Here is a 23,557-nt window from a genome sequence, read left to right as displayed (position 1 = left end):
TTACGGAGATCCGTACGGCCACGCACCTGCCGCTACCTGCGTTCGCGCCACCATAGCAGCAGCATCGCGGAGGCGAAGGCCAGGGCGAACGGCCAGGCCGGCATCGGGCGGGTCGGCCCTTCCCGGGCGCCAAGCGGCGTGCGAGTGGCGTAACGCGCCGTTGCGTCGCGTTTTTGCATGGCTTGCCATTGCGGCCAGTCGTTTTCCGCATACACGTAGACGGCATGCGCGCCCGCCTTGCGGTCCGCGATCTGCAGCCAGCCGGACTTCTGCGGCCACAGCGCGACGCAGGAAGCGTCGGTGCGATCGGCGCGGGCTTGCCAGCGCAAGGCCTGCTTCAGTTCGGGGAACGCGACCTCGCCCTCGACGCCGCGGGCGCAAACTTCCAGGCGCTGCCCGGGCAGCGGCATCCCGGCGCCAGCCAGCCATTCGGTCTCCTGGCGGCGCTCGACGCCGACGCGGTCGAGCACACCCTGCCACCAGAGCGCCAGCTTGCGCGGTTCGGCGATCGCGTGGCGGTGCCATTCGCTCACGCCCAGCCAGGCGATGCGGCCCTTTTTCCAGTCGCGGGTCCAGACCATGTCGTCCGCGCCAAGCCAGGGTCCGGCCTCGCGCGCCGTCGGCAGCATCGGCGCCAGCGGCATCTCCAATGGCGCCTCCAGCTTGCCTCCCAGCGGCTGCACGCGCAGCGGCAATTGCAGGGTGCGCGACCAGACGCCCGGATCGTTCGCATTCCCGCCCAGCACCAGGAGCGGCATGCCGGCGGCCACGCGCTCGAGCAACGCGGTACGTTCGCCGCCACCCATGCGCTCGAAGCGGGCGGCGTCGATCACCATCAGGTTAGGCGCCGTCATCTCTTCGCGCGGCTGTTCGAGGCGGGTGATGTCGCGCCCCAGCGTGACCTGCCAGTCGAGCAGCGCGCCGCTGCCGGCCAGCAGGTCGTTGAGCACGCGCAGGTCGAACGACGGCGCGCCGAAGCGGCCCACGACCTGCAACTGGACCGGCTCGTGCACGGTAAACGGCACCGGACCTTCGGCGACCACCTTGTCCTTCGCGTCCAGCAGGCGCGCCTTGAGGACGACGCGCTCGGCTACCGGCGGCATCCACTCGACGGTCAGACTGCCCGCGCCGCGCGCCTGCGCGATCGGCTGGCCGTTCTCGGCCAGCAGTTCCAGGCGCGCTTCACTTTTGTCTTCGCGCTCGACCGTCAGGGTGAACAGGCGGCCCAGGGCCACCTGGCTCGGGAAGTCGAGGCGCAGCGCCCCGCCCTTCGGCGCCTGCCACGCGAGCGGCAGGGCCGGCAGGTCGTTCCATGCCGCGGCGCGCAGGCCGTCGCCTTCGAGACGCAGGGAGCTCACTCCCTCAAGGGATACCGGCGGCGCGGCCGGGTCGATAGCCAGCGTGCGGCCGGCCTCGCCGGGCACGCGCAGGTCGGCCGCGAACAGGCCCAGGGCGGTGGCCGCGACGACGACCAGCAGCGCGTCCAGCCACTGGCGGCGGCGCAGGTAGAGCGCGGCGCTGACGACGCCGGCCAGGGCGATGAGGCCGATGAGCAGGGTCTGGTTCATGGCGCGCCCGCCTCGCGCCAGTGGCGTGCAAACGGGGTCTCGACCTTGCTGCTGGCCTGCAGCAGCACCTGGCCCTCGCCGGCGCCGGTGCGCAGCCAGGCGCGCAGCACCGGACGGCAGGCGATGCAGCCGTCGGCCACGTCCTGGATCGCGCGCTGGGCGGCCAGGCGCTGTTCGTCGTCCTTCAGGCGCGTACGCACCCAGTCGTTGGCGGTGCGCATCCACAGCGCAGGCAGCGCGGCCTCGCCTGACAGGGAGGCCACCAGCGCGCGCAGCTCCTCCGGCAGCGGCGACGCTTCTGCCGCCTGTTCGCGGCGGTAACTGGCGGCGCCGGCCATCTCGCCGGTCATGCGTTTTTCTTCCTTGATCGGCGGCGGGGTGAAGGCGGTCTTGTGCAGGTAGATGCGTTCGGCCTGCTGCAACTCCTTGATCGCTTCCAGGGCCTTGTGCTCGGGCGGCAAGGCGGTCCTGGGCGCGATCGCGCGCAGCGACTTCTCGGCGTCCCACATCGCGACCAGCGCGCGGCGCAGCACCTTCTTGGTGCCCTCGTCGTACATGGTCGCGTTCTCGGCCTCGTCGTGGGCGTGGCCATAGGTTTCGAGGATGTGCTGGGTCTGGTTCACGATGGCGCTCTTGCGGGTGTTCGGGCTGCCGTGGTCGTGGCCGTGGCCTTCCTCCTGCGGATGCTCGCCGGGGCCGTGCTCATGACCTTCGTGATCGTCATGCTCGTCCTGCTTTTGCGCGCCGCCGGTGCCGGAACCGGCGTTGTCGGCGAACAGCGTCGACTCCTCGCCCAGGAACTGGCCATAGCGGCGGCGCAGCTGCGCCTGGTCGTTGGCGATGCGTTCGCTGCGGTCGCGTACCTCGTCGGCCGCGATCTTCGTCCCGCGCATGTCGGCGATGAGTTGTTCGGTGTCGATGATGATCTGGCGCTGGCTGCGCAGCGACGCCGGCTTGACCAGCGACGGCATCGCCGCGCTCTCTTCTTCCGCCTCCTGCTCGGGCGCCGGCCGGCGCACGGTGTAGGTGGGCGACTGCACGGTCTGGGGACGGCCGGCGTTGTCGGTCGCGCGCACGAAGAAATACAGCTCGTCGCCCGGCTCCATTTCCAGCTCGGCGAGCGACCATTGCTTCGACCAGTCGCGCCGCTTCGGGTCGCTCGATGCCGGCAGCGGCATCTCGCGGTCGGTGAACTTGACGTTCTCGCCGCTGCCGCGCGCCAGCGTCATGTGCAGGGTGGCGCGCCGGATCGCGTAGTCGTCGCGGATCCGGATCGCCATCGCAGTGCCGGTCGCGTTCTCGCGCAGGTCCTGGATCATCTGGGTCGGAGCAAGAATCGTGATCTCGGGCGGCTGGTCGGGGATGACGCGCAGCGTGTGGCGCTGGCCGCGCCAGCGCCACACCACCGATTCGGTGGCGGTCCAGCGCGCGCACTCCTTGCCCGGCTCGAGCACCTGGCCGTTGCCCAGTTCGATCCTGTTGTCGCCTGCCGTGCCGTCCTTCAGGCACCAGCTGACCACGGTCTGCTCGGGCGCCTGCAGGTCGCGCGGCGCCGATTCGGATGCCTTGATGCCGGTATAGGCCGGCGGCGCCAGCTTGATGGTGAGTTGGGCCAGCGTGGCCGCGGTCGCGCTGCCGACCGGGCTCGGCGCCACAGGGGCCGCGCCATCGGACGGCCTGGTGGTGGCATACCACACCATCCCCGCCAGCACGGCGCTGACCAGGATGATCGGATAACCGCTCGACACATGGCGCGCGACGATCCGGCGCAGCTGGGCCGGCGAAATGACGGCGTCCAGGCGGTCGAACAGGCGCTGCTGCTGCAGGCGGGCGATCGGCGAATCGGCCTGCTCGAGCAGGGCCGCGCTATCCTCCATCTCGGGCACGGCGCCGTCCAGCCAAGCGGTCCACTCGAAGGTGACGCGGCGGCGCAGCTTGACCCAGTCCAGCGCGCACCAGCCGGCCCAGGCCAGCAGGCCCGGTCCCGATGGAATCGCCAGCCATGGCAGCGCGCCGCCTATCCACAGCGGCAGGCGGCGCAGCTGGGCTGCGCGCCATACCCGTTTGGTGATCTCAACGCCTCCGTGCATGCGTGAGACTCCTTTCCAGTACGAAGAGTGCGGCCAGGACGGCCAGCAGGACGCCGCGCAGCGCGCCGCCCGGTTCCGGCGCATCGGCGGCGCCGTTCGCCGTGAATGCCTGCGACGCCATCATGAATGGACGCGGGCCGACGTGCAGCTGCTGCCAATCGTCGAGCAGCGCGCGGGCGGCGTCCGGATCTTGCGGCGGCCAGTCGGCATGATGCCACAGGCGGCCGCGCGCGCTGTCGGCGTAGCGCAGGCCGTCCAGCGCAGGCGCCTTGGCCAGTTCGGGGAAGGCGGATGGGTTCGTCACCCACCACAACGACGCGCGCAACGAGGCTGGCGGGGCTGCGGCGCGGTCCCAGACGATCAGCGACGTCGCGGCGCCCGGCGTGTCGTCGATGATGATTTTCTCTGGCCCTCCCTGCTCGATGAACATGCGGCGCCACTCGGCGGCGCGCTCGCTGGCGATGTGGACGTGGCGCTCGACCCTGGCGGGCGTGGCGGCCTGGGTACGCACCTCGACCGCACGGCCGAACGCCGGCCTGGCGGCCGGCATCGGCACCTCGCCCAGCACCAGCAGCCGCGCGTCCGGTCGCCACTCGCGTTCGTGCGTGTGCACCCAGCCCAGGGCCTGCGCGGCGGGCAGCGTGACGCGCTCGGCGTCCGCCAGGCCGGCTTGCGTCGCTTCGCGCTCGACCCATGCGGGGTCGGCGCCTTGCGTCACCACGACCGTATCGCCGCGCCACGGATAGACCGGGTCGGCCAGCCAGGCAATGAGCGCCAGCAGCAGCAGGCAGCGCACCAGCAGCAATAGCGGATTGCTCCAGCGCCAGACCCGGGTCTGGCGCGGCTCGGTGCGCGGCAGGAAGCGCGCGGTCGCCATTGGCGCCGCCTGGTTCTGCACGCGCTTCTTGCGGTGCCACCAGATCGGCAAAATGAGAACAGGCAGCGCGAGCCACCAGAGTGCATTCATGAGTTACCTTCCCGGACGTCGCAGCCAGCGCCGCAGCACCTCGATCGGCGACTGCTCGATCGCGGCCAGGGTCAGCGGCATATCGTTCTTGCGGCACTGCGCCGTGAGGGTGTCGAAGTGGGCTTCGCGGTTGCGGCGGTAGCCTTCCTTCAGGTCGGCGCCGAAGCGGAACACGCCCTCTTCGCGTTCCGGATCGCGGTAGGCCAGGTCGCTGGAAAAGCTGGCGTCGACCTCGGCCTGCGTCTGCAGTCCCAGCACGCGCACGTCGTGGCGCATCTGGCGCAGGCGAATCAGGGCGACCGACAGCGGCGACGGCCAATCGAGCAGGTCGCTGGCCGCATAGATCGCGCTCGGCGACTGGGCGAAGTGCAGGCTCGCCTTCAGGGTCGCGGCATCCGGCAGGTCGCCATCGGGCTCGGCGCGCTGGAGCTGGGACAGCACGCGCTGCAAGTGGCGCGGTCCGCGCAAGGCCGGCGTGAACGCCACCTTGCCGCCACCGAGCACCACCAGGCCGAAGGCGTCGCCCTGGCGCTGCGCGATCGCGGCGACGCAGCCGAGCAGCATGCGCGCGTAGGCCAGCTTGTCGAGGCCGGGGATGCTGCGGCTCGGTTCGGCCATCGAGGCGCTGGCGTCGAGCACCAGCCAGACCGCCACGTGGCTGTCGCGCTCGGCCTCGCGCACGAAGTGGCGGTCGGCGCGCGCCGCCAGCTTCCAGTCGACGCGGCGCCACTCGTCGCCGGGCACGTAGGCGCGGTATTCCGAGAACTCGACGCCCGCCCCGCGTTCGCGCCCGGCGTGGATGCCATGGCCCAGGCCCGCCAGCACGTGGCGGATCACGAGGTCGAGCTTTTGCGTGTGCGCGATCAGCGCGGTATTGGCTAACGACATGCAGCGAACGCCCGTTACGGAACCTTGATCTCGCTCTGCAGCGCCTGCAGCACGTCGGCGATGGCGATGCCGTCGGCCTCGGCCTCGAAGTTGCGCAGCACACGGTGCGCCAGCACCGGCAGCAGCATGGCCCCGATGTCGTCGCGGGTCACCGCCAGCCGGCCCTGCATCAGGGCGCGCGCCTTGGAGGCCAGCACCAGCGCCTGGCCGGCGCGTGGGCCGGCGCCCCAGCCGATGTGCTTCTTGACCGCGTCGACCGTGGTCTCGCTCGGACGGGTGGCGCGCACCAGGCGCGTCGCATAGCGCACCAGGTGGTCGCCGATCTCGATGTCGCGCACCAGCTGCTGCAGGCGCAGCAGGGTCTCGACGTCCATCACCGGTTCGGCATCCTGCAGGCCGGCATGGGTGGTGCGCGAGACCATCAGCACTTCCTCGTCCTCGGTCGGATAGACCACGTCGATGCGCAGCAGGAAGCGGTCGAGCTGGGCCTCGGGCAGCGGATAGGTGCCGGCCTGTTCGATCGGGTTCTGCGTGGCCAGCACGAAGAAGGGCCGCGGCAGCTTGTGGGTCTGGCCGGCGAAGGTCACCGAACGCTCCTGCATCGCCTCCAGCAGCGCCGACTGGGTCTTGGGCGGGGCGCGGTTGATCTCGTCGGCCAGCAGCACCTGGGTGAACACCGGGCCGGGCTGGAAGCGGAACACGCGCTGGCGAGTGCTCGCGTCTTCTTCCAGGATCTCGGTGCCGACGATATCCGACGGCATCAGGTCGGGCGTGAACTGCACGCGGCGGAACTGCATGTCGGTGGCTTGCGCCAGCGATTTGACGAGCAGGGTCTTGCCCAGCCCCGGCACGCCTTCGACCAGCGCGTGGCCGCCCGCCAGCAGGCAGGTGACGAGCAGTTCGACCACCTCTTCCTGGCCGATGATCACGCGCGCCATGCTGGCCTTCAATGCGCCCACTTTCGCCGTCAGGGCGGCGATATCCTGTTCATTCCACGCTACTGCATCTTGTTGCGACACTGGTCATGCTCCCAACGCATATTGAATGATGTTCACCGCGAAGCGGGTATTGTCGACCGCGAGGAAACGCTTGTTGCGGAAGTCGTAATCCCATTCGCAGCCATAGTCCTTGTTCGAGTACAGCACGCGCACACGCCCCCCGATCTCGATCGCCTTCAGGTACTCGTGCACCAGGTCGTCGCCCCAGCCATTGAGTTCCATCGACGTCGTCGGCGGCCCGTCCTCGAACTTGAAGAAGCACGAGTACAGCGGATGGTTGTTCGGGATCTTCTTGAGCGCATGCAGCCCGAAGATCTTCGCCATCTCGGCCTCGAACGACTTGGCGAACAGGCCGTCGATGTCGTGGTTGCAATCGTCCACGAAGACGAAGCCGCCGCCGCGCACGTACTTCTCGAAATTGCTCCGTTCCGCCGGGGTGAACTGCACCAGCTTGTGGCCGGCCAGGTAGCAGAACGGCGCCTGCAGCATCTTCGGATCCGACAGGGCCACCATGCGCTCGGTCGTATCCACCCGCAACGTGGTGTACTCCACCAGGGAGTTCAGCACGTTGCTGGGCATGCGGATATCTACGTCCCAGTTGCCCGATTCATACATCAGGCGCGTGAAGTAGAAGTCGTAACTCGCCATGTAAACGCTCGATCGTCAGACCGCGTCGGACAGCGAGGTGAAGTTGAAGTCGCGCACCTTCATCGGCGGCAGCACCATCTGGAACGGCACTTCGTCGCCGCCGATGATCTGCGGCTTGCCCAGTTCGTCGATATTGTTCAGGATCGTGACCGGGCTCTCGTTGAAGCGGAAGTTCTTGAGCGGGTACTTGATCTTGCCGTTCTCGACGTAGAAGGTGCCGTCGCGGGTCAGGCCCGTGAGCAGCAGCGACTGCGGATCGACCATGCGGATATACCAGGTGCGGGTGACCACGATGCCCTTCTTGGTGCCTTCGATCAGCTCTTCCAGCGACTTGGTGCCGCCCGCCATGATCATATTGCCGTGACCCGCGGTGGCGCGCTTGCCGGTCTTCTGCGCCCAGTAGCGCGAGTAGTCGAGCGAGGCGACGCGGCCATCCTTGACCAGCTCGGTGCGTTCGCGCGCCAGCAGCGATTCGTTGTCCCATGGCGCGACCGGCACGTCCTTGTCCCACGGGTCGGCCCAGATGTTCACCTGGCTGTCGAACAGCTTGTCGCCCAGGCGGTTCTTGCCGCCGGCCTTCGACAGGAAGCTGCGGCCCTCGTCGGCCGAACGCGCGTCGAAGGCGCCGAACATATTGCCGAGGATTTCCGAGGTCGCCGCCGGCTCCAGGATCACGGTGTAGCGGCCCGGTTCCAGCGCGCGCGCCTCCACCGAACGCAGCGCCTTCTCGATCGCGATCTCGGCCGCTTCGCGCGCGTCGAAGCGCGCGGCGTCGACCGCCGAGCGGGTCACCCAGCCGGAACCGCGGCCGTCCTCGGTGCGCGCGGTGAGGCTGAACGACAGGTCGGTGAAGTCCTGGTGGCCGAACACGCCGTTCGAGTTGGCGATGGTCGAGAAACGGGTGCTGTCGGTGAAGAAGCCGGCGGTGACCAGCTTGTTCTTGCGCGCCAGCTCGATGCAGGTCGCCGCCACCTCGGCCCGGAAGTCCGGGTCGATCGCCGCGGTCTTGGGCACGAAGGTGGTGGTGGCGCGGTATTCCTGCTTGGCGATGGCGGGCATGAATTCCGGATTCTCCGGCGCCAGCTTCGCCAGTTCCTCGGCGCGGCGCACGGCCTTTTCCAGCGACTTGTCGTCGAATTCGTTGATCACGGCGGTGCCGCTGCGCTTGCCGAAGGCCACGCGCACGACCAGCTGCATGTCTTCGGTCAGGCCGGCGGTCGACACGCTGTTGCGCGCGAAGCGCACGTTGCCGACGCGGCTGCCTTCGATCCCCACGGTGCACTCGTCGGCTTTCGACAGCGACAGCACGCGATCGGTGATACGTTTTGCTTGTTCCTGATTCAGGGATTTCATCCTGGTCTCCTTATCCGATCTTGCGTGCGGTATTGATGACGTTGATGCCGTTGAAGCGGGTGGTGCTCGATCCGTGCGACACCGCGCTCACCTGGCTCGGCTGGCCCTTGCCGTCGAAGAAGGAGCCGCCCATGCGCCAGTCGCGCTCGTCGCAGATGGCCGAGCAGGCATTCCAGAATTCCTGGGTATTCGCCTGGTAGGCCACGTCCTCGAGCGGGCCGGTGATCTTGCCGTTCTTGATCTCGTAGTACAGCGTGCCGCCGAACTGGAAGTTGTAGCGCTGCTGGTCGATCGAGTAGGAGCCGCGGCCCAGGATATAGATGCCCTTCTTGACGTCCTTGACCATCTCGTCCGGCGTCAGGCGCGCCTTGCCCGGCTCCAGCGAAACGTTCGGCATGCGCTGGAACTGCACCGTGCTCCAGCTGTCGGCGTACGAGCAGCCGTGCGATTCCTTCTCGCCGATGATGTGGGCCTGGTCGCGCGTGGCCTGGTAGTTGACCAGGACGCCGTTGCGGATGATGTCCCACTGCTTGGCCGGCACGCCCTCGTCGTCGTAGCCGATCAGGCCCAGCGAGCCCGGCGTGGTGCGGTCCGCGACAAAATTGACGCGCTCGGCGCCGTACTTGAATTTCTTGCTCTGCCACTTGTCGAGACCCACGAAGCTGGTGCCGGCATAGTTGGCTTCGTAACCGAGCACGCGGTCCAGTTCCGTCGGGTGGCCGACGTTTTCGTGGATGGTCAGGAACAAGTGTTCGGGACTGAGCACGAGGTCGTACTTGCCCGGCTCGACCGACTTGGCGCTGAGCTTCTCGCGCGCCTGCCTGCCGGCCAGGCGCGCATCCTCGACGATGTCGTAGGACTTGGTGTACAGCGTGGTGACGCCGCCGGCGGCGCGCACCTTGTCTTCGGGACGCGCGTCGAAATATTCATAGCCCATCGAGGCCGGGGCGCCCAGGCCGCCGCGCGAGCGGAACTTGCCGGTGGCCTTGTCGACCGCGGTGGCATTGATCGGGGCCCACAGGCGGTGCACGTCCTGGTCGATATAGGAGCCGTCGGTCGAGGCGAAGTATTTTTGCTGGTTGATCTGGAACAGCGAGGCGGTCATGAAGTTCGCGCCCGCATCCAGGCCGGCCTTGTTGGCGGCGATCAGCATGTCGGCCTTTTCCTTGACCGGCAGGGTGCGCCAATCCTTCTTGATCGGCGTGGCCCATGCCACTTCGCCCACGCCCTTGACCGGCGCCAGGCGCACCGGCTCGATCTGCAGCCTGGCGTTGGCCTTGGCGATCGCCACCGCCTGGCGCGCGGCCTGGGCGACGCCGTCCGCGGTCATGCTGTTGGTCGAGGCGAAGCCGTAGGCGCCGTCGGCGATCACGCGCACGCCCACGCCGCTCGATTCGGTATTGTTGATGCTTTCGACGTTCAGGTCGCGCGTGACGATGAACTGGTTCAGGTAGCGGCCGATGCGCACGTCGCAATACGACGCGCCGGCCTGGGTGGCCGCGCCCATGGCGGTGTCGGCCAGGACCTTCTTGGCGCTTGCCGCCATCGGCTTGAGCAGGTCTTCGGCCGCGATCGCGTTGCCGAACACCGGAATGAGCATGGCGCCGGCAGTGCCGGCGCCGATCTGCAGGAATTGTCGACGTTCCATGAATTCTCCAGGTGCGGTGCCCTCGGGTGGCATCCGCGTGGGCGGACAAGCCGCCCACCCTACGTTAAACGGCGTCCGACAGCGACGTGAAGTTGAAGTCGCGGATCTTCATCGACGGGATCAGCATCGAGTAGCGCGCTTCGTCGGCGCCGATCACCACCGGCTTGCCGATCTCTTCGATATTGTTCAGCATCGTCACCGGGCTTTCGTTGAAACGGAAGTTCTTGATCGGATGCTTGATCTTGCCGTTCTCGACGTAGAAGGTGCCGTCGCGGGTCAGGCCGGTCAGCAGCACCGATTGCGGGTCCACCATGCGGATGTACCAGGTGCGGGTGACCAGCACGCCCTTCCTGGTGTTGGCGATCAGCTCCTCGGTGGTCTTGTTGGTGCCGGCCATGATGATGTTGCCGGCCGCGCCCACCGCGCGCTGCTTCTTCTGCTGCGCCCAGTAGCGCGAGTAGTCGAGGGCGTTGATCTTGCCGTCCTTGACCAGCTCCACGCGTTCGCGCGGCAGCATGTCGTTATCCCATGGCAGCACGGCGACGTCCTTGTCCCATGGGTCGGACCAGATGTTGACCTGGCTGTCGAACAGCTTGTCGCCCAGCCGGTTCTTGCCGCCGGCCTTCGACAGGAAGCTGCGGCCCTCGTCGGCGCGGCGCGCGTCGAAGCCGCCCAGCATGAAGGACAGCAGGTCCGACGTCGCCGCCGGCTCCATGATCACGGTGTAGCGGCCCGGCTCCAGCGCCTTGGCGTCGACCGAGCGCAAGGCCTTCTCGATCGCGATCTCGGCCGCTTCGCGCGGGTCGAACTTGGTGACGTCGCGCGCCGAGCGCTTGACCCAGCCCGAACCGCGGCCGTCTTCGGTGCGCACGGTCAGGGTGAAGTCGAGCGAGGTCGCGACCTGGTGGCCGAACAGGCCGTTCGAGTTGGCGACGGTCTCGAAGCTGGTGCGGTCGGTGAAGAAGCCGGCCGAGACCAGGCCGCGCTTGCGGCACCCCTCGATCGCGTAGGCGGCGGCCTGCGCGCGGTACTCCGGATCGATGTCGGCGGTCTTCTGCACGAAGGTGTCGGACGGCTTGTAGGCGGTCTTGGCGATCGCCGGGATGAATTCCGGATTGTCCGGCGCCAGCTTCGCCAGGTCTTCGGCGCGGCGCACGGCGCGCTCGATCGACTTGTCGTCGAACTCGTTGATGGTGGCCGTGCCCTGCTTCTTGCCGAATGCGACCTGCACCTGCACGCGGGTGTCGTCGGCCAGGCCGGCGGTCGAGACGGCGTTGCGGGCGAAGCGGATGTTGCCGATGGTGCTGCCTTCGATGTTGACGATGCACTCGTCGGCCTTGGTCAGCGACATCACGCGATCGCTGATCTTCCTGGTTTGTTCCTGGGTCAAGATGCTCATGTGCGTCCCTGCCTTAGCCGATCTTGCGAGCGGTGTTGATCACGTTGATGCCGTTGAAGCGCGCGGTCGACGAACCGTGCGAGACGATGCTGATCTGCGGCGGCTGTCCCTTGCCGTCGAAGAAGGAGCCGCCCATGCGCCAGTCGCGCTCGTCGCAGATCGCGCTGCAGCCGCCCCAGAATTCCTGGGTGTTCGACTGATAGGCCACGTCTTCCAGCATCTGGCCGATCTTGCCGTCCTTGATCTCGAAGAACAGCTGGCCGCCAAACTGCGAGTTGTAGCGCTGCTGGTCGATCGAGAACGAGCCGTCGCCGATGATGTAGATGCCCTTCTTGATGCCCTTGACCATCTCGTCCGGGGTCAGCCTGGCCTTGCCCGGCGCCAGCGACACGTTCGGCATGCGCTGGAATTGCACCGTGTTCCAGCCGTCCGCGTACGAGCAGCCGTGCGATTCCTTCTCGCCGATGATGTGGGCCTGGTCGCGCGTGGCCTGGAAGTTGACCAGGATGCCGTCCTTGATGATGTCCCAGCGCTTGGTCTTGACGCCTTCGTCGTCGTAGCCGATCGCGCCCAGCGAACCCGGGGTGGTCTTGTCGGCGAAGATGTTGACGATCGGGGCGCCGTACTTGAAGCTCTTCGACTTCAGCTTGTCGACCGTGGCGAAGCTGGTGCCGGCGTAGTTGGCCTCGTAGCCCAGCACGCGATCGAGCTCGGTCGGGTGGCCGACGTTTTCGTGGATGGTCAGCCACAGGTGTTCCGGCGACAGCATCAGGTCGTACTTGCCCGGCTGGACCGACTTGGCGGTCAGCTTGCGCTTGGCGTCGCGGCCCGCGGCGCGCGCGTCCTCGACGATGTCGTAGGTCTCGGTGTACAGCGTGGCGACGCCGCCGGCGGCCTTGATCTTGTGCTCGGGGCGGGCGTCGAAGTATTCATAGCCCTTGCCCACCGGGGAGCTCAGGCCGTCGCGCGAGCGGAACTTGCCGGTGGCCTTGTCGACCGCCGTGGCCGACAGCGGCGCCCACAGGCGATGCACGTCCTGGTCGATATACGAGCCGTCGGTCGACGCGAAGTACTTCTGCTGGTTCACCTGGAACAGCATCGTGCGCATGAAGTTGGCGCCGCCTTCCATGCCTGCCTTGTTGGCGGCGATCAGCATGTCGGTCTTCTCGGCGATCGGCACCGTGCGCCAGTCCTTGGTGTACGGCGTGCTCCACGAAACCTCACCGACGCCCTTGACTGGTGCAAGCTGCACCGGTTCGGTCTGCAGCCTGGCGTTCGCTTTGGCGATCGCCACCGCCTGGCGCGCCGCGTTGGCGATGCCGTCGTTCGACATGTCCGAGGTCGCGGCGAAGCCGTAGGCGCCGTTCACGATGACGCGCACGCCGACGCCGGCCGATTCGGTATTGGCCACGTTCTCGACGTTCAGGTCGCGCGTGGTGATGAACTGGTTGAGATAGCGTCCGATGCGCACGTCGGCGTAGCTGGCGCCGGCCTTGGTGGCGGCGTTCAGCGCGACGTCGGCCAGGGCCTTCTTGGCGGCGACGGGCATCGTGCTGACCAGTTCCTCGGCAGCGATCGCGCGACCGAATGGCAACAGCATCGAGGCGGCGGCCAGGCTGCTGAGATTGAGAAAGGTACGGCGTTCCATGTGTTCTCCTGAATGACCTACTTCCGGGCAGCGGTTCCGCAAACAGCTCGGCGCCGCTCTTGTATGTACATCGCTATTGTTTTGGATTTGCCTGTGTGCCACGCGGCAAACCTCTCAACGATAGCATCGACTTAACGTTTTGAATAGGCAATCTTTGTGCCACCTCAATGCAATGTTCTCTGCCTGTGCAAGGCACTGTCAGTACAATGAATATTCCACGCATATGCATATACGGCGAACGCTTGACTATGGAGGTTGCCTGTTCGATCATCCTCGGGCTGACGGCGGCGAACCGCCTGCCGTCCCACCCACCAAGGAGACCTCGCACGATGAAACGACTGATCCTGGCCGCGATGCTGGCAACCGGCCTTGCCGGCGCCGCGCACGCGGACGACGCCCTGAAATCCGCCATCGCCGGCGAACACCGCGCCGCCGCCAGCAAGGCCCGCGACACCTACCGCCACCCTTACGAAACCCTGACCTTCTTCGGCATCAAGCCGAACATGACGGTGATCGAGCTGTCGCCGGGCGGCGGCTGGTACACCGAGATCCTGGCGCCCTACCTGCGCGACCAGGGCAAGCTGTATGGCGCCGTGCCGGACGCCGAGAGCCGCGGCGGCAAGGCCTTCCGCGACAGGCTGGCGGCCAATGGCGCCGTGTACGGCAAGGTGAGCCCGGTCCAGTTCGCGCCACCGGGCAGCATCGCGCTGGGCGCGCCGAACAGCGTCGACATGGTGGTCACCTTCCGCAACCTGCACAACTGGCTGGGCAATGGCGACGACGCCGTGCTCACCGTGCTGAAGGAAGCGCACAAGGTCTTGAAGCCGGGCGGCGTGCTGGGCGTGGTCGAGCACCGCCTGCCGGCGAAGATGGAGCAGGACGCCAAGGCCTCGAGCGGCTATATGCACGAGGCATACGTGATCCGCATGGCCGAACGCGCCGGCTTCAAGCTGGCCGCCAAGTCGGAGGTGAACGCCAATCCGAAGGACACCGCCGACCATGAAAAAGGCGTGTGGACCCTGCCGCCGGTGCTGGCCAACAAGGACAAGGACCGCGAGAAGTACCTCGCCATCGGCGAGAGCGACCGCATGACGCTCAAGTTCGTCAAGCAGTAGGCATAAGCGCCACGTCGCGAAGGAGGGCCGGTATTCCTTCGCGACGATTCCCGTATTTCCTTTTGCGCCGCCTGTGGTTATTCTTCTGGATGCATCCTGAACCGTCCATTCGAAGGAAACCATGAAGACTCTGCCGACATTGCGCCTGGCCGCCCTCCTCCTTGGCGCCTGCGGCGCCGCGCACGCCCAGGACACCGTGCCGCCCGAGGCCCAGGCCATGCCTGCTCCTGCTCCTGCTCCCGCTCCCGCTCCTGCCACGGCGCCCGCCGTCGCGCCCGCCGTCGCTCCCGCAGTTGCTCCCCCTGCCGCCAAGAGCGCCGTGCCGGCGCCGGTCCTGCCCGCGGTCGAGAACTCGGTCGTGAAGATCTTCGCCACGATCCGCCGCCCCGAACCCTATAAACCCTGGACCAAGGCGGCCCCAAGCTCGGTCACCGGTTCCGGCGTCATCATCGAGGGCAAGCGCATCCTGACCAATGCCCACGTGGTCGGCTATGCGAGCCAGGTCGAGGTGCAGGCCAGCCAGTCCGGCGACAAGGTGGCGGCCAGGGTGATCGCGCTGGCGCGCGGCATCGACCTGGCCGTGCTGGAACTGGAAGACCCGTCCTTCTTCGACAGGCGTCCGCCGGTGCCGAGGGCGCCCGTGCTGCCCGACGTGCGCCAGCAGGTGTTCGCCTACGGCTATCCGGTCGGCGGCAATTCGCTGTCGACCACCACCGGCATCGTCTCGCGCGTGGAGTTCGTCAACTACGGCGCCTTCAGCTCGGGCCTGCGGATCCAGATCGACGCCCCGATCAATCCCGGCAACAGCGGCGGCCCGGTGGTGTCGGGCGAGCGCATGGTCGGCCTGGCCTTCGCCGGCGCGGCCAATGCGCAGAATATCGGCTACGTGATCCCCAACGAGGAAATCGAACTGTTCCTGCGCGACGTCGCCGACGGCCGCTACGACGGCAAGCCGCTGCTGCACGACAGCGTGCAGACGCTGGAGAATCCGGCGCTGCGCCAGTTCCTCAAGCTGGATAAATCGGTCGAAGGCGCGGTGGTGCACCGCCCCTACCGGGTCGACGCCAGCTGGCCGCTGAAGGAGTGGGACGTAATCACCCATATCGGCGAGCACGCGGTCGACAACCAGGGCATGGTCAAGCTGGACTCGAACCTGCGCGTGCGCTTCCAGTACCGCATCCAGCAGGTGGCGAAGAACGGCAAGGTCTTGATGACCATCATCCGCGGCGGCAAGCAGATGAAGGTCGAGGTGCCGGCCACCGGCCCGCGTCCGCTCCTGATCTCGGACCTGGACGGCGGCTATCCGTCCTACTTCATCTATGGCCCGATCGCCTTCTCGCGCGCCACCAGCGAATTCATGAGCTTTGTCGCCGGCAGCGCGCCGGGGATGAACGCCTACGCCTTCAACGCCAGCCCGCTGGTCACTCAGCGTGGCGACTCGCCGACGCCGGAGCGCGAAGAGCTGGTGGTGATCAGCGCGCCGTTCTTCCCGCACAAGCTGGTGAGCGGCTACAACAACCGCTTCGGCTCGGTGGTCGAGTCGGTGAACGGCGAGAAGGTGCGCAGCCTGCGCCACCTGGTGGAACTGCTGCGCGACCTGAAGGACGAGCAGGTGGTGCTGCGCTTCGACCAGCGCTACGGCGAAACCATGATCCTGCCGCGCCAGGCGACGCTGGCGGCGACCGAGTCCATCCTGTCGGACAACGGGATCAGGACGCAGGGGTCGGAAGACATGATGAAGGTGTGGGAGCGCAAATAAGCTCCCCACCACGAAAAACGCCCGCGAACATGCGGGCGTTTTTTTTTCTTACTTCGCCTTTTTCACCGGCGTGAACAGCAGGTCCTGGAAGTCGTAGCTGAAGTCGGTCTCGGTCGATACCGGCTTCATGCGCATCCGCTCGATCGAGCCGTCGTGGTCCAGCGAGAAGGTCGCATAGGCGTCGGCATTGAAGTTGCGTTCCTTCCAGCGCACGATGAAGGTGTCGTGCTGGAAGTGCTCCATCTCGCCGGTCAGGTCGGGGGTGCGCGAGAACGACATCACCAGCTTGCTGCCCTGGCGCTTGACGGTCGCCTTGCCATACCAGGCGTCCTCGTACTCGCCTTCGTAGTCCCACAGCGGCAGCGACGGCTTCGAGGCCTTGGCGCGGCTGGCGCTTTCACCCTTTACGCGCGCTGCTTCCTTTTCGCGCGCTTCGCGGTCGACCTCGGCGATGCGGCCGATCCAGTCGGTCGGCGCCACGCCCAGGTACTGGTCCAGCAGGCGGTATTGCAGCGCATTGAGCGACGGACCGCTTTCGGCATTGGTGAAGATCGCGATGCCCAGCTTCGCTTCCGGCACCAGCATGACGCGCGAATAGAAGCCCTGCAGCGCGCCGCCATGCATCGCCACCAGCTTGCCCTGGTAGTCGCGCAGCTGGAAGCCCAGGCCATAGGCGAAGAAGTTCGGCTTGGTCGCCGCCAGCGGTGGGCGCGGCTGGTTGATCTTCATCGGCGTCTGCGCGGTCCACATCTCGCGCGCCTGTTTCTCGGACCACAGCCGCACTTCCTTGCCGCCGGCGTCCGTTTTCACGCGCCCGTGGTCGAGCAGCACGTTCATCCAGCGCGCGATGTCCTCGGCATTGGTGTTGATGCCCACCGCGCCGATCGCGTTCGCCACCGGCATCGGCTTCACCACCGCCGCCTTGCCATCGATCTTGCTGTGCGGCGCCGACACGTTCATGCCCGGCTTGTGCTGGTCCAGGCTGGTGGTGGTGGCCTCCATGCCGACCGGATCGAGGATCCACTCGCGCATGGTCGCGCCCCAGTCCTTGCCGGATTTCCGGGCGATGATCTTGCCGGCCACGATGTACAGCAGGTTGTCGTAGGCGTAGCTGTTGCGGAAGCTCGTCGCCGGCTTGATGTAGCGGAGGTTGTGGATGATCTCGTCGGTGCTGAAGGTGGTGGTGGGCCACCACATCAGGTCACCGGCGCCGAGTCCCAGGCCGCTGCGGTGCGTGAGCAGGTCGCGCACCGTCATCTCGGCCGTCACATATGCATCGTACATGCGAAAGTCCGGCAGGTGCTTGATGACCGGGTCGTCCCATTCCAGCTTGCCCTGGTCGACCAGCATCGCCAGCCCCGCCGCCGTGAAGGCCTTGGAGTTGGACGCGATCTCGAAGATGGTCTTGCCGTCGACCGGCGTCGGGTCGCCCAGCTTGCGCACGCCGAAGCCCTGGGTGACGACGACCTTGCCGTCCTTGACCACCGCGATGGCGATGCCGGGGACGTCGAAGGTCTTCAGGACGCGGTTGACGTCGGCTTCCAGGTCGTAGGCGGGCGCCGCCGCGGTGGCGGCTGGCGCGGCGGCGGTCTGTGCAACAGCGGCGGTCGCGCACACCGCGAGCAGCAGCGCGCCGGCGAGTCGGTTCATGGTCATCATTGCTTGCCCATCGCCTTGTCGACGCTCGATTGCGTCTCGGGGTGGTAACGCTCGCGCGCCTTCTTGTAGATGCCTTCGGCCCAGGCGCGGTCGTCCGGTTTCTCGCGCAGCGCGGCGTACAGCGGCACCACGAACTTCTGGCGGCCGACGCTCATCAGGAAGGCTTCGAGCTGCGGACGCACGGCGCGGTAGCCGGCGTGCACCGAGGCGCGATAGAAGCGGAACGCGACTTCGTTGTTCTTCGTGTTGGCCAGGCCGTAGGCGCGGTCGAGTTCTTCCAGCTTTTTCGCATCGGCTTTGTTGTCGATGTCGTTCAGGAACTTCATCCACTCGGCGGCGTTCCAGTCCCTGGCCTTCAGTTGATCGGTCGAGACCGTGCCCTTGATCCAGCCGTCGATCGAGGCATTCAGCTGCGCCAGGCGCTGCGAGACGGCGCGTTGGCCGCTTTGCGGGATGCCGGGACCGTAGATCCACTCGTCCAGCTCGGCCTCGCTCATGATCTTCGGATTCTTCGCCAGCAGGTTCTTGCGCAGGTAGTCCAGGAACTGGTCGTTGGTTACGCTCTGGAAGGCGTGGCCGTCGAACCAGCCGCGCAGGAAGGTGTCGAAGGCGGCGCGGCCGGCGCGCTGCTCGAGCGTGTGCAGGAACCAGGCGCCCTTCGGATAGGCCAGCGAGGTGTCCGGATAGTATTCGGCCGACGTGTCCGGCTGGCGCGAGACCAGCGCCTGCTTCGCCGGCGGCAGGTCCTTCAGCATCTCCAGCGCCTCTTCCTGCTCCAGCTGCAGGTTCATGAGGGCGACTTCCTTGCCGTAGATCTCTTCCAGGATGCGGGTGGTGACGTAGGTGGTGAAGCCTTCGTTGAGCCACCAGTGCTTCCATGAGGCGTTGGTCACCAGGTTGCCCGACCAGCTGTGCGCCAGTTCGTGGGCGATCAGGTCGACCAGGCTGCGGTCGCCCGCGATCATGGTCGGGGTAAGAAAAGTAAGGCGCGGGTTTTCCATGCCGCCGATCGGGAACGACGGCGGCAGGACCAGCATGTCGTAGCGTCCCCAGCGATACGGGCCGTACAGCTTCTCGGCCGCTTCCACCATCTTCTCGGTGTCGGCCAGCTCGTACTCGGCGGCCTTGATGCGTTGCGGCTCGGCGTAGACGCCGGTGCGTCCGCCGAGCGTGCGCGCCTCGAGCTCGCCGATGCCGATCGCCAGCAGGTAGGACGGAATCGGCTGCGGCATATTGAACTTCCAGCCTCCCTTGCCGGTGGCCTTCATGTCGTTATCGGCGCTCATCACCACGCGCAGGCCTTCGGGCGCCTCGATGCGCGCGCTGTAGGTGAAGCGCACCGCCGGCGTATCCTGGATCGGCACCCAGGAGCGGGCATTGATCGCCTGCGACTGGCTGAACATGAACGGATACTTGCCCGACATCGTCTGCACCGGCTGCAGCCATTGCAGCGCGGTGGCGGTCGGCGCGGTGCGGTAATGGATGCGCACCTTCTTCTGCTGGCCCGGCAGCTTGACGTGCAGCGGCTGGCCCTTCTCCTCGTCGAACTTGCCGAGCGAGTAGTCGGCGCGGCGCCAGGCGCCTTTCGCATCCTGCGCCTCGATCTTCGCGATCGTCAGCTCGCGCGTGTCCAGGTCGAGCGTGGTCGCCTTCTTGTCCAGCCAGTCGAGGGTCAGCTCGGCATAGCCGTCCAGGCTTTTCTTCGCGAAGTCGGCCTTCAGGTCCAGGTGCAGGGCGGTGGTCTTGACCTGGTCGTATTTGGCGTAGCTGAGGGGATCGAGTGCGAAGGCGTAGGCGCTCCAGGCGCCCAGGAAGGCTGCGGTGCTGGCGCGCAGCAGGGTACTTTTGTTCATGGTCTCTCGCAGGGAAGGTCGGCCCGGCAGGCCGAGGCGGGTGCAGGATAGCATGCACGCCTGGCCAGCGAAAGCGCGCCGCCCGCGCGATAAATACACATGCCGGCGCAGCGACTTGCCGCGTCTGCTATGATCGCGGCCTTCCTCCTGCTTCACCCGACTGATGGACGCCTTTCTCGTCTCGACCGGCATCGTGGGCCTCGCCGAGATCGGCGACAAGACCCAGTTGCTGGCTTTCCTGCTCGCCGCGCGCTTTCGCCGCCCCCTGCCGATCGTGTTCGGCATCCTTGTCGCGACGGTGGCCAACCACGCCTTCGCCGCCGCCGTCGGCGCCCTCGTCAGCGAGCTGCTGGGCCCTGGCGTGATGCGCTGGGTGCTGGGCCTGTCCTTCCTCGGGATGGCCGCGTGGGTATTGACGCCCGACGAAATCGACGCCGAGGAAGCGCAACTGGCGAAGTACGGCGTGTTCCTGACCACCCTGATCGCCTTCTTCGTGGCCGAGATGGGCGACAAGACGCAGGTCGCCACCGTGGCGCTGGCCGCGCGCTATGAATCGATGGCCGCCATCGTCGCCGGCACCACCTTCGGCATGATGCTGGCCAACGTGCCGGCGGTGTACTTCGGCGAACGCATCGCGAACCGCGTGCCGCTCAAGCTCGTGCACGGCATCGCGGCGCTGATCTTCGCGGTGCTCGGCATCGCGACCCTGCTGGGGATGGGCGAAGGCCTGGGGTTCTAATCCTCATTCCTCCTGCATGACCCACACCGGCGCCGACCACAGCACGTTGCCGTCGTCCTGGGTCACCTTCGCATAATAGAAGTGCGCGCCCGGACTCGGGGTGAAGGTGGTCTCGGCCTGGTCCGACATCTGGGTGACCGTGCCCTTGCGGCCCGGGACGCCTTCCATGATCGCGACCGAGGCTGCCTTCCGGCCGGTTGAACTCGCAAAATTCGCCACCAGCGCGAGCGGTCCGCGATTGGTGAAGCGCTCGCCCATCATCCGTCCGTTCGCGGTCAGGACCAGCTGCGAATCCTTGTCCATCGTCGCGAACACGCGGCGCGCCTTGAGCGCTTCGACGAAGGTGGCGCGGCTCAGGGCCGCGCCGTTCGGCAGCAGCACGCCGGTGCGGTTGGTGAACGACGCGCCCCAGTTGGCGCAGTGGTTGTCCTGGTTGGTGCTGAAGGCCAGGCGGTAACCCGCTTCCAGCAGGCGGTTGCAGGCGCCTTCGAAATTGCTGCGGCGGGTCTCGGTCTCGCTGACGTTGGTCGAGAACGCGGTGCTGTTCATCACCTCGCACAGCGCCATCGCTTCGCCGCCGTCCTCGGTATAGGCGAGCGGCACGCCATCGACCTGGAACTGGCCCGAGTGCGCCGGATGGTTGAACTGCCCCACCCAGCCGCGCTCGCGCATCAGCGTGTACAGCGCCGCATAGTCGCCCTTGGGAGTGCGCGTGTCGGCCATCAGCTCGCCTTTGGCATTGGTCTCCCATCCCAGCAGCTCGTCGCTGTTGAAGATGTTGATATGGCCGCCGTTGTTGATGACGCCCCATTCCAGACCGTACACTGCGAGAAAGTCAGGGTGCTTTTTCGAGAAGCTGGCGGCGCTTTCCAGGCCGGCGCGGTACAAGCCCTTGGCGGCTGCGGGGTCGGCGTCCGGCGCGCTGCCTTCCGAGCCGTCGTACATGTGGTTGTGTTCCGAGGCGACCAGGATGTCGAGGCCGCGCTCGCGCGCATAGGCGAAGGCATGGTCCGGGCCGTGCGGCGACTTCAATGGCGACTGGGCGCCCTTGCACTCGGCGACGTCGGCGCCGCCGTCGCTGTGGTTGGTCTGGCTGTGCAGGTTGCCGAGATAGACCGTGTAGGGCAGCGCCCCGGGCGCCGGCACGGCGGCCGGCGCGAAGGCGCGCGCCAGCGGCGAGAATGCCGGCATGGCTGGCAGCGGCGGCGCGCCGACCGCGATCTCCCAGTCCTGCTCGACTTCCTCATGCGCGTCGCCGCGCACGGTCGCGCGCAGCCGGACGCGATAGATGCCGCTCGGCGCCGGAGACAATCCCAGGCGGCCGGACCATGGCACGGCAACCGTCATGGCCTCGCCCGTGAACGGCGCCGCGCCGCGCCAGCGCAGGGCGACGCGGCCGTCGGGCCGTACCAGCTCCACCCGCCAGTCGACGGTGGCCGCGCGCGCCAGGCCGGGATAGGCAAAATGCAGCGTGAAGGTCCGCCCTTGGGCCGCGCCGGCCTGGAACGGCGCGAGCAGGGTGGCTTCGAATTCCTGGTGTTCTGCGGGGGCGGCTTGCGCCAGGCCGCAGCACAGCGACAGGGCCAGGAGGGGGGAGGTGAATGAGGTTTTCATGATGCAATTTTTGCAATTTCATGCCTCAGTCATATTGACCCGCCTCCCATGAAAATTGTCATTTCATCCATTTATTCTGATGAATTTCAATCATGACAACTTGCAACGGGCGGGATAGCCGTTTATGTTGGCAGCCTCATGATCGACAAGCTCGAACTCACCCACCTGCGCACGCTCGACGCCCTGAACCGCTTCGCCACCATCTCGGCGGCGGCCGAGCACCTGGACGTCTCGCAGCAGGCGGTCAGCCTGCAGCTGAAGAAGCTGCGCACCATCCTGGGCGACCCGCTGTTCGTGCGCACCGGCCAGGGCATGGCGCCGACGCCGTATGCGAAGCTGATCGCGCCCCGCATCGGCCAGGTGCTGGCCGGCTTGAACGCGATTCCCCTGCCCTCCGAGGTCCGCCCCGAACAGGCCGAACGCACGCTGGTGATCTCGGGCACCGACTACACCCAGAAGGTGATCGTGGCCGACCTGGTGCGTACCTTGCGGCGCGAGGCGCCGAAGGTGAAGGTGGCGGTGGTCGACATCGAGGTCAGCGCCCTCACCCGCAAGCTGCACCAGGGTGAAATCGACCTGATCTTCACGGTGGATAGATACGTCGCGTCCGGACTGGTGACGCAGCCCCTGTTCCTCGAGCAGTACCGCTGCGTCACCGGCAACCGCGCGCTGGCCGGGGGCGGCGTCATGTCGCTCGAAGCGCTGATGGCGCACGACTTCATCGTCACCAATCCGGGCGCGGCCAGTTTCACGGGGTCGGCCGACGGCTGGCTCGCGCGCCAGGGATTGCAGCGGCGCGTGGTGGCGTCGGCGCCGTCCTTCTTCATGGCCTTGGCCTGTCTGAGGGGATCGGACCTGGTCGCCTTCATGCCCGCGCGCCTGCTGCCCTGCGACGACGTGTTCGAGATCGCGCTGCCCAAGTACCCGCCTGGCTACCAGGTCGTGGCCGCCCACCATCCGAATGCGCAGAACGATCCCTTCATTGCCTGGGTGCTGGAGCGGGCCAAGGCCAGACTTGTATCGGCTACAAGCCGCGCTTGATTGCCGCGGCGCGTGCGCATGCCTAAGCTGGCGCTTTTCACCGGCAAAGGAATCCCATGAGCATCGAACGCATCAACCCTCCCGCGCTGTACGACGGCGCCCCGCACGGCCTGTCCCATGCGACCATCGACCTCGATACCGGCCTGGTGTTCGTGTCCGGCCAGGTCGACTGGGACCGTGACTACCTGGTGAAGCACGCCACCCTGGCCGAGCAGACCGAAGGCGCGGCGCGCAACCTGATCGCGGTCCTGGAGGCCGCCGGGTCCTCGGTCGAGCACATCCTGCAGCTGCGCGTCTACGTGCGCGGCGAGATCGGCGAGCACCTCGAGACCGTGGCGCCGATCCTGCTGCGCCACCTCGGCCTGCCGCGCCCGGCCCTGACCGGCATCGGCGTGGCCTCGCTGGCGTCTCCCGACACCCTGGTCGAAATCGAAGCGGTGGCCAAGCGCCGTGCACGAAATGTTTAGTAAACCGCCTAAACAGATGGGTTGAAACACGGTAAAGATTGCTTATAAACCAGTCTCCACATATAAGTTTCGCTTGGGTATAGTGCAACTAAAAGGCGGCGCC

The 23,557-nt window shown here is 66.9% G+C and carries 18 protein-coding genes; 5 read left to right on the top strand and 13 right to left on the bottom strand.

Annotation, left to right across the window (positions count from 1 at the left end):
- Positions 1–32: 32 nt before the first annotated feature.
- The 10 genes from ABIB42_RS20545 to ABIB42_RS20500 all read right to left on the bottom strand — a co-directional run bounded on the left by ABIB42_RS20545 (position 33) and on the right by ABIB42_RS20500 (position 13,207).
- Positions 33–1,568 carry a hypothetical protein gene (locus tag ABIB42_RS20545; protein WP_429248911.1) on the bottom strand — a complete coding sequence of 512 codons (1,536 nt, stop codon included), beginning with the start codon at positions 1,566–1,568 and terminating at the stop codon, positions 33–35.
- Positions 1,565–3,658, bottom strand: a complete 2,094-nt coding sequence (locus ABIB42_RS20540) for a hypothetical protein (RefSeq protein WP_005663553.1) — start codon at positions 3,656–3,658, stop codon at positions 1,565–1,567. The genes ABIB42_RS20545 and ABIB42_RS20540 overlap by 4 nt, the downstream gene beginning before the upstream one ends.
- A complete protein-coding gene (locus tag ABIB42_RS20535) occupies positions 3,642–4,625 on the bottom strand; it encodes a BatA domain-containing protein (protein WP_005663554.1) in 984 nt (327 codons plus the stop codon). Before ABIB42_RS20535 ends, ABIB42_RS20540 begins: the two co-directional genes overlap by 17 nt.
- 3 nt (positions 4,626–4,628) lie before the next feature.
- Complete coding sequence (locus ABIB42_RS20530) at positions 4,629–5,513, bottom strand: DUF58 domain-containing protein (protein WP_005663555.1); 885 nt, start codon at positions 5,511–5,513, stop codon at positions 4,629–4,631.
- A 14-nt stretch (positions 5,514–5,527) separates the two neighbouring features.
- Positions 5,528–6,532: an AAA family ATPase gene (locus ABIB42_RS20525; RefSeq protein ID WP_005663556.1), complete on the bottom strand. Its 1,005-nt coding sequence runs from the start codon at positions 6,530–6,532 to the stop codon at positions 5,528–5,530.
- Between the two features lie 3 nt (positions 6,533–6,535).
- Entirely contained in the window at positions 6,536–7,159 is a 624-nt protein-coding gene (locus tag ABIB42_RS20520) for a DUF4159 domain-containing protein (protein WP_005663557.1), read from the bottom strand.
- Positions 7,160–7,174: 15 nt separating this feature from the next.
- Entirely contained in the window at positions 7,175–8,512 is a 1,338-nt protein-coding gene (locus tag ABIB42_RS20515) for a TldD/PmbA family protein (protein WP_005663559.1), read from the bottom strand.
- Positions 8,513–8,522: 10 nt separating this feature from the next.
- Complete coding sequence (locus ABIB42_RS20510) at positions 8,523–10,160, bottom strand: TldD/PmbA family protein (protein ID WP_005663561.1); 1,638 nt, start codon at positions 10,158–10,160, stop codon at positions 8,523–8,525.
- A 64-nt stretch (positions 10,161–10,224) separates the two neighbouring features.
- Positions 10,225–11,559 carry a TldD/PmbA family protein gene (locus ABIB42_RS20505; protein ID WP_273029615.1) on the bottom strand — a complete coding sequence of 445 codons (1,335 nt, stop codon included), beginning with the start codon at positions 11,557–11,559 and terminating at the stop codon, positions 10,225–10,227.
- A 13-nt stretch (positions 11,560–11,572) separates the two neighbouring features.
- On the bottom strand, positions 11,573–13,207 hold the full coding sequence (locus tag ABIB42_RS20500) for a TldD/PmbA family protein (protein ID WP_005663565.1): 1,635 nt from the start codon (positions 13,205–13,207) through the stop codon (positions 11,573–11,575).
- 329 nt (positions 13,208–13,536) lie between these two features.
- Between ABIB42_RS20500 and ABIB42_RS20495 the strand changes: the two genes are divergently transcribed.
- Complete coding sequence (locus ABIB42_RS20495; RefSeq protein ID WP_429248910.1) at positions 13,537–14,322, top strand: class I SAM-dependent methyltransferase; 786 nt, start codon at positions 13,537–13,539, stop codon at positions 14,320–14,322.
- Between the two features lie 121 nt (positions 14,323–14,443).
- Positions 14,444–16,081, top strand: coding sequence for a trypsin-like peptidase domain-containing protein (locus tag ABIB42_RS20490; protein WP_429248909.1), 1,638 nt, complete (start codon positions 14,444–14,446; stop codon positions 16,079–16,081).
- Positions 16,082–16,129: 48 nt separating this feature from the next.
- Here the strand turns inward: ABIB42_RS20490 and ABIB42_RS20485 are convergent, their stop codons facing one another.
- Together ABIB42_RS20485 and ABIB42_RS20480 are read right to left on the bottom strand one after the other, a co-directional pair.
- Positions 16,130–17,740: a serine hydrolase gene (locus tag ABIB42_RS20485; protein WP_429248908.1), complete on the bottom strand. Its 1,611-nt coding sequence runs from the start codon at positions 17,738–17,740 to the stop codon at positions 16,130–16,132.
- On the bottom strand, positions 17,737–19,593 hold the full coding sequence (locus tag ABIB42_RS20480; protein WP_429248907.1) for a M1 family metallopeptidase: 1,857 nt from the start codon (positions 19,591–19,593) through the stop codon (positions 17,737–17,739). Before ABIB42_RS20480 ends, ABIB42_RS20485 begins: the two co-directional genes overlap by 4 nt.
- Positions 19,594–19,756: 163 nt before the next feature.
- On the opposite strand from ABIB42_RS20480, the gene ABIB42_RS20475 reads away from it, so the two are divergent.
- On the top strand, positions 19,757–20,332 hold the full coding sequence (locus ABIB42_RS20475) for a TMEM165/GDT1 family protein (protein ID WP_005663571.1): 576 nt from the start codon (positions 19,757–19,759) through the stop codon (positions 20,330–20,332).
- Between the two features lie 3 nt (positions 20,333–20,335).
- Here ABIB42_RS20475 and ABIB42_RS20470 read toward each other — a convergent pair whose 3' ends face one another.
- Positions 20,336–21,946, bottom strand: coding sequence for a CehA/McbA family metallohydrolase (locus ABIB42_RS20470; protein WP_429248906.1), 1,611 nt, complete (start codon positions 21,944–21,946; stop codon positions 20,336–20,338).
- Between the two features lie 138 nt (positions 21,947–22,084).
- Here ABIB42_RS20470 and ABIB42_RS20465 point away from each other — a divergent pair, with 138 nt between their 5' ends.
- Positions 22,085–22,987: a LysR family transcriptional regulator gene (locus ABIB42_RS20465; protein WP_429248905.1), complete on the top strand. Its 903-nt coding sequence runs from the start codon at positions 22,085–22,087 to the stop codon at positions 22,985–22,987.
- A 56-nt stretch (positions 22,988–23,043) separates the two neighbouring features.
- Complete coding sequence (locus ABIB42_RS20460) at positions 23,044–23,454, top strand: RidA family protein (RefSeq protein ID WP_312163786.1); 411 nt, start codon at positions 23,044–23,046, stop codon at positions 23,452–23,454.
- The last annotated feature ends 103 nt before the right edge of the window (positions 23,455–23,557 follow it).

It is taken from the genome of Massilia sp. UYP32 (assembly GCF_050434365.1).
Lineage (GTDB): Bacteria > Pseudomonadota > Gammaproteobacteria > Burkholderiales > Burkholderiaceae_D > Telluria > Telluria timonae.
Note: the sequence above shows the minus strand (reverse complement) of the source record. Positions and strands in the feature narration are given on the sequence as shown.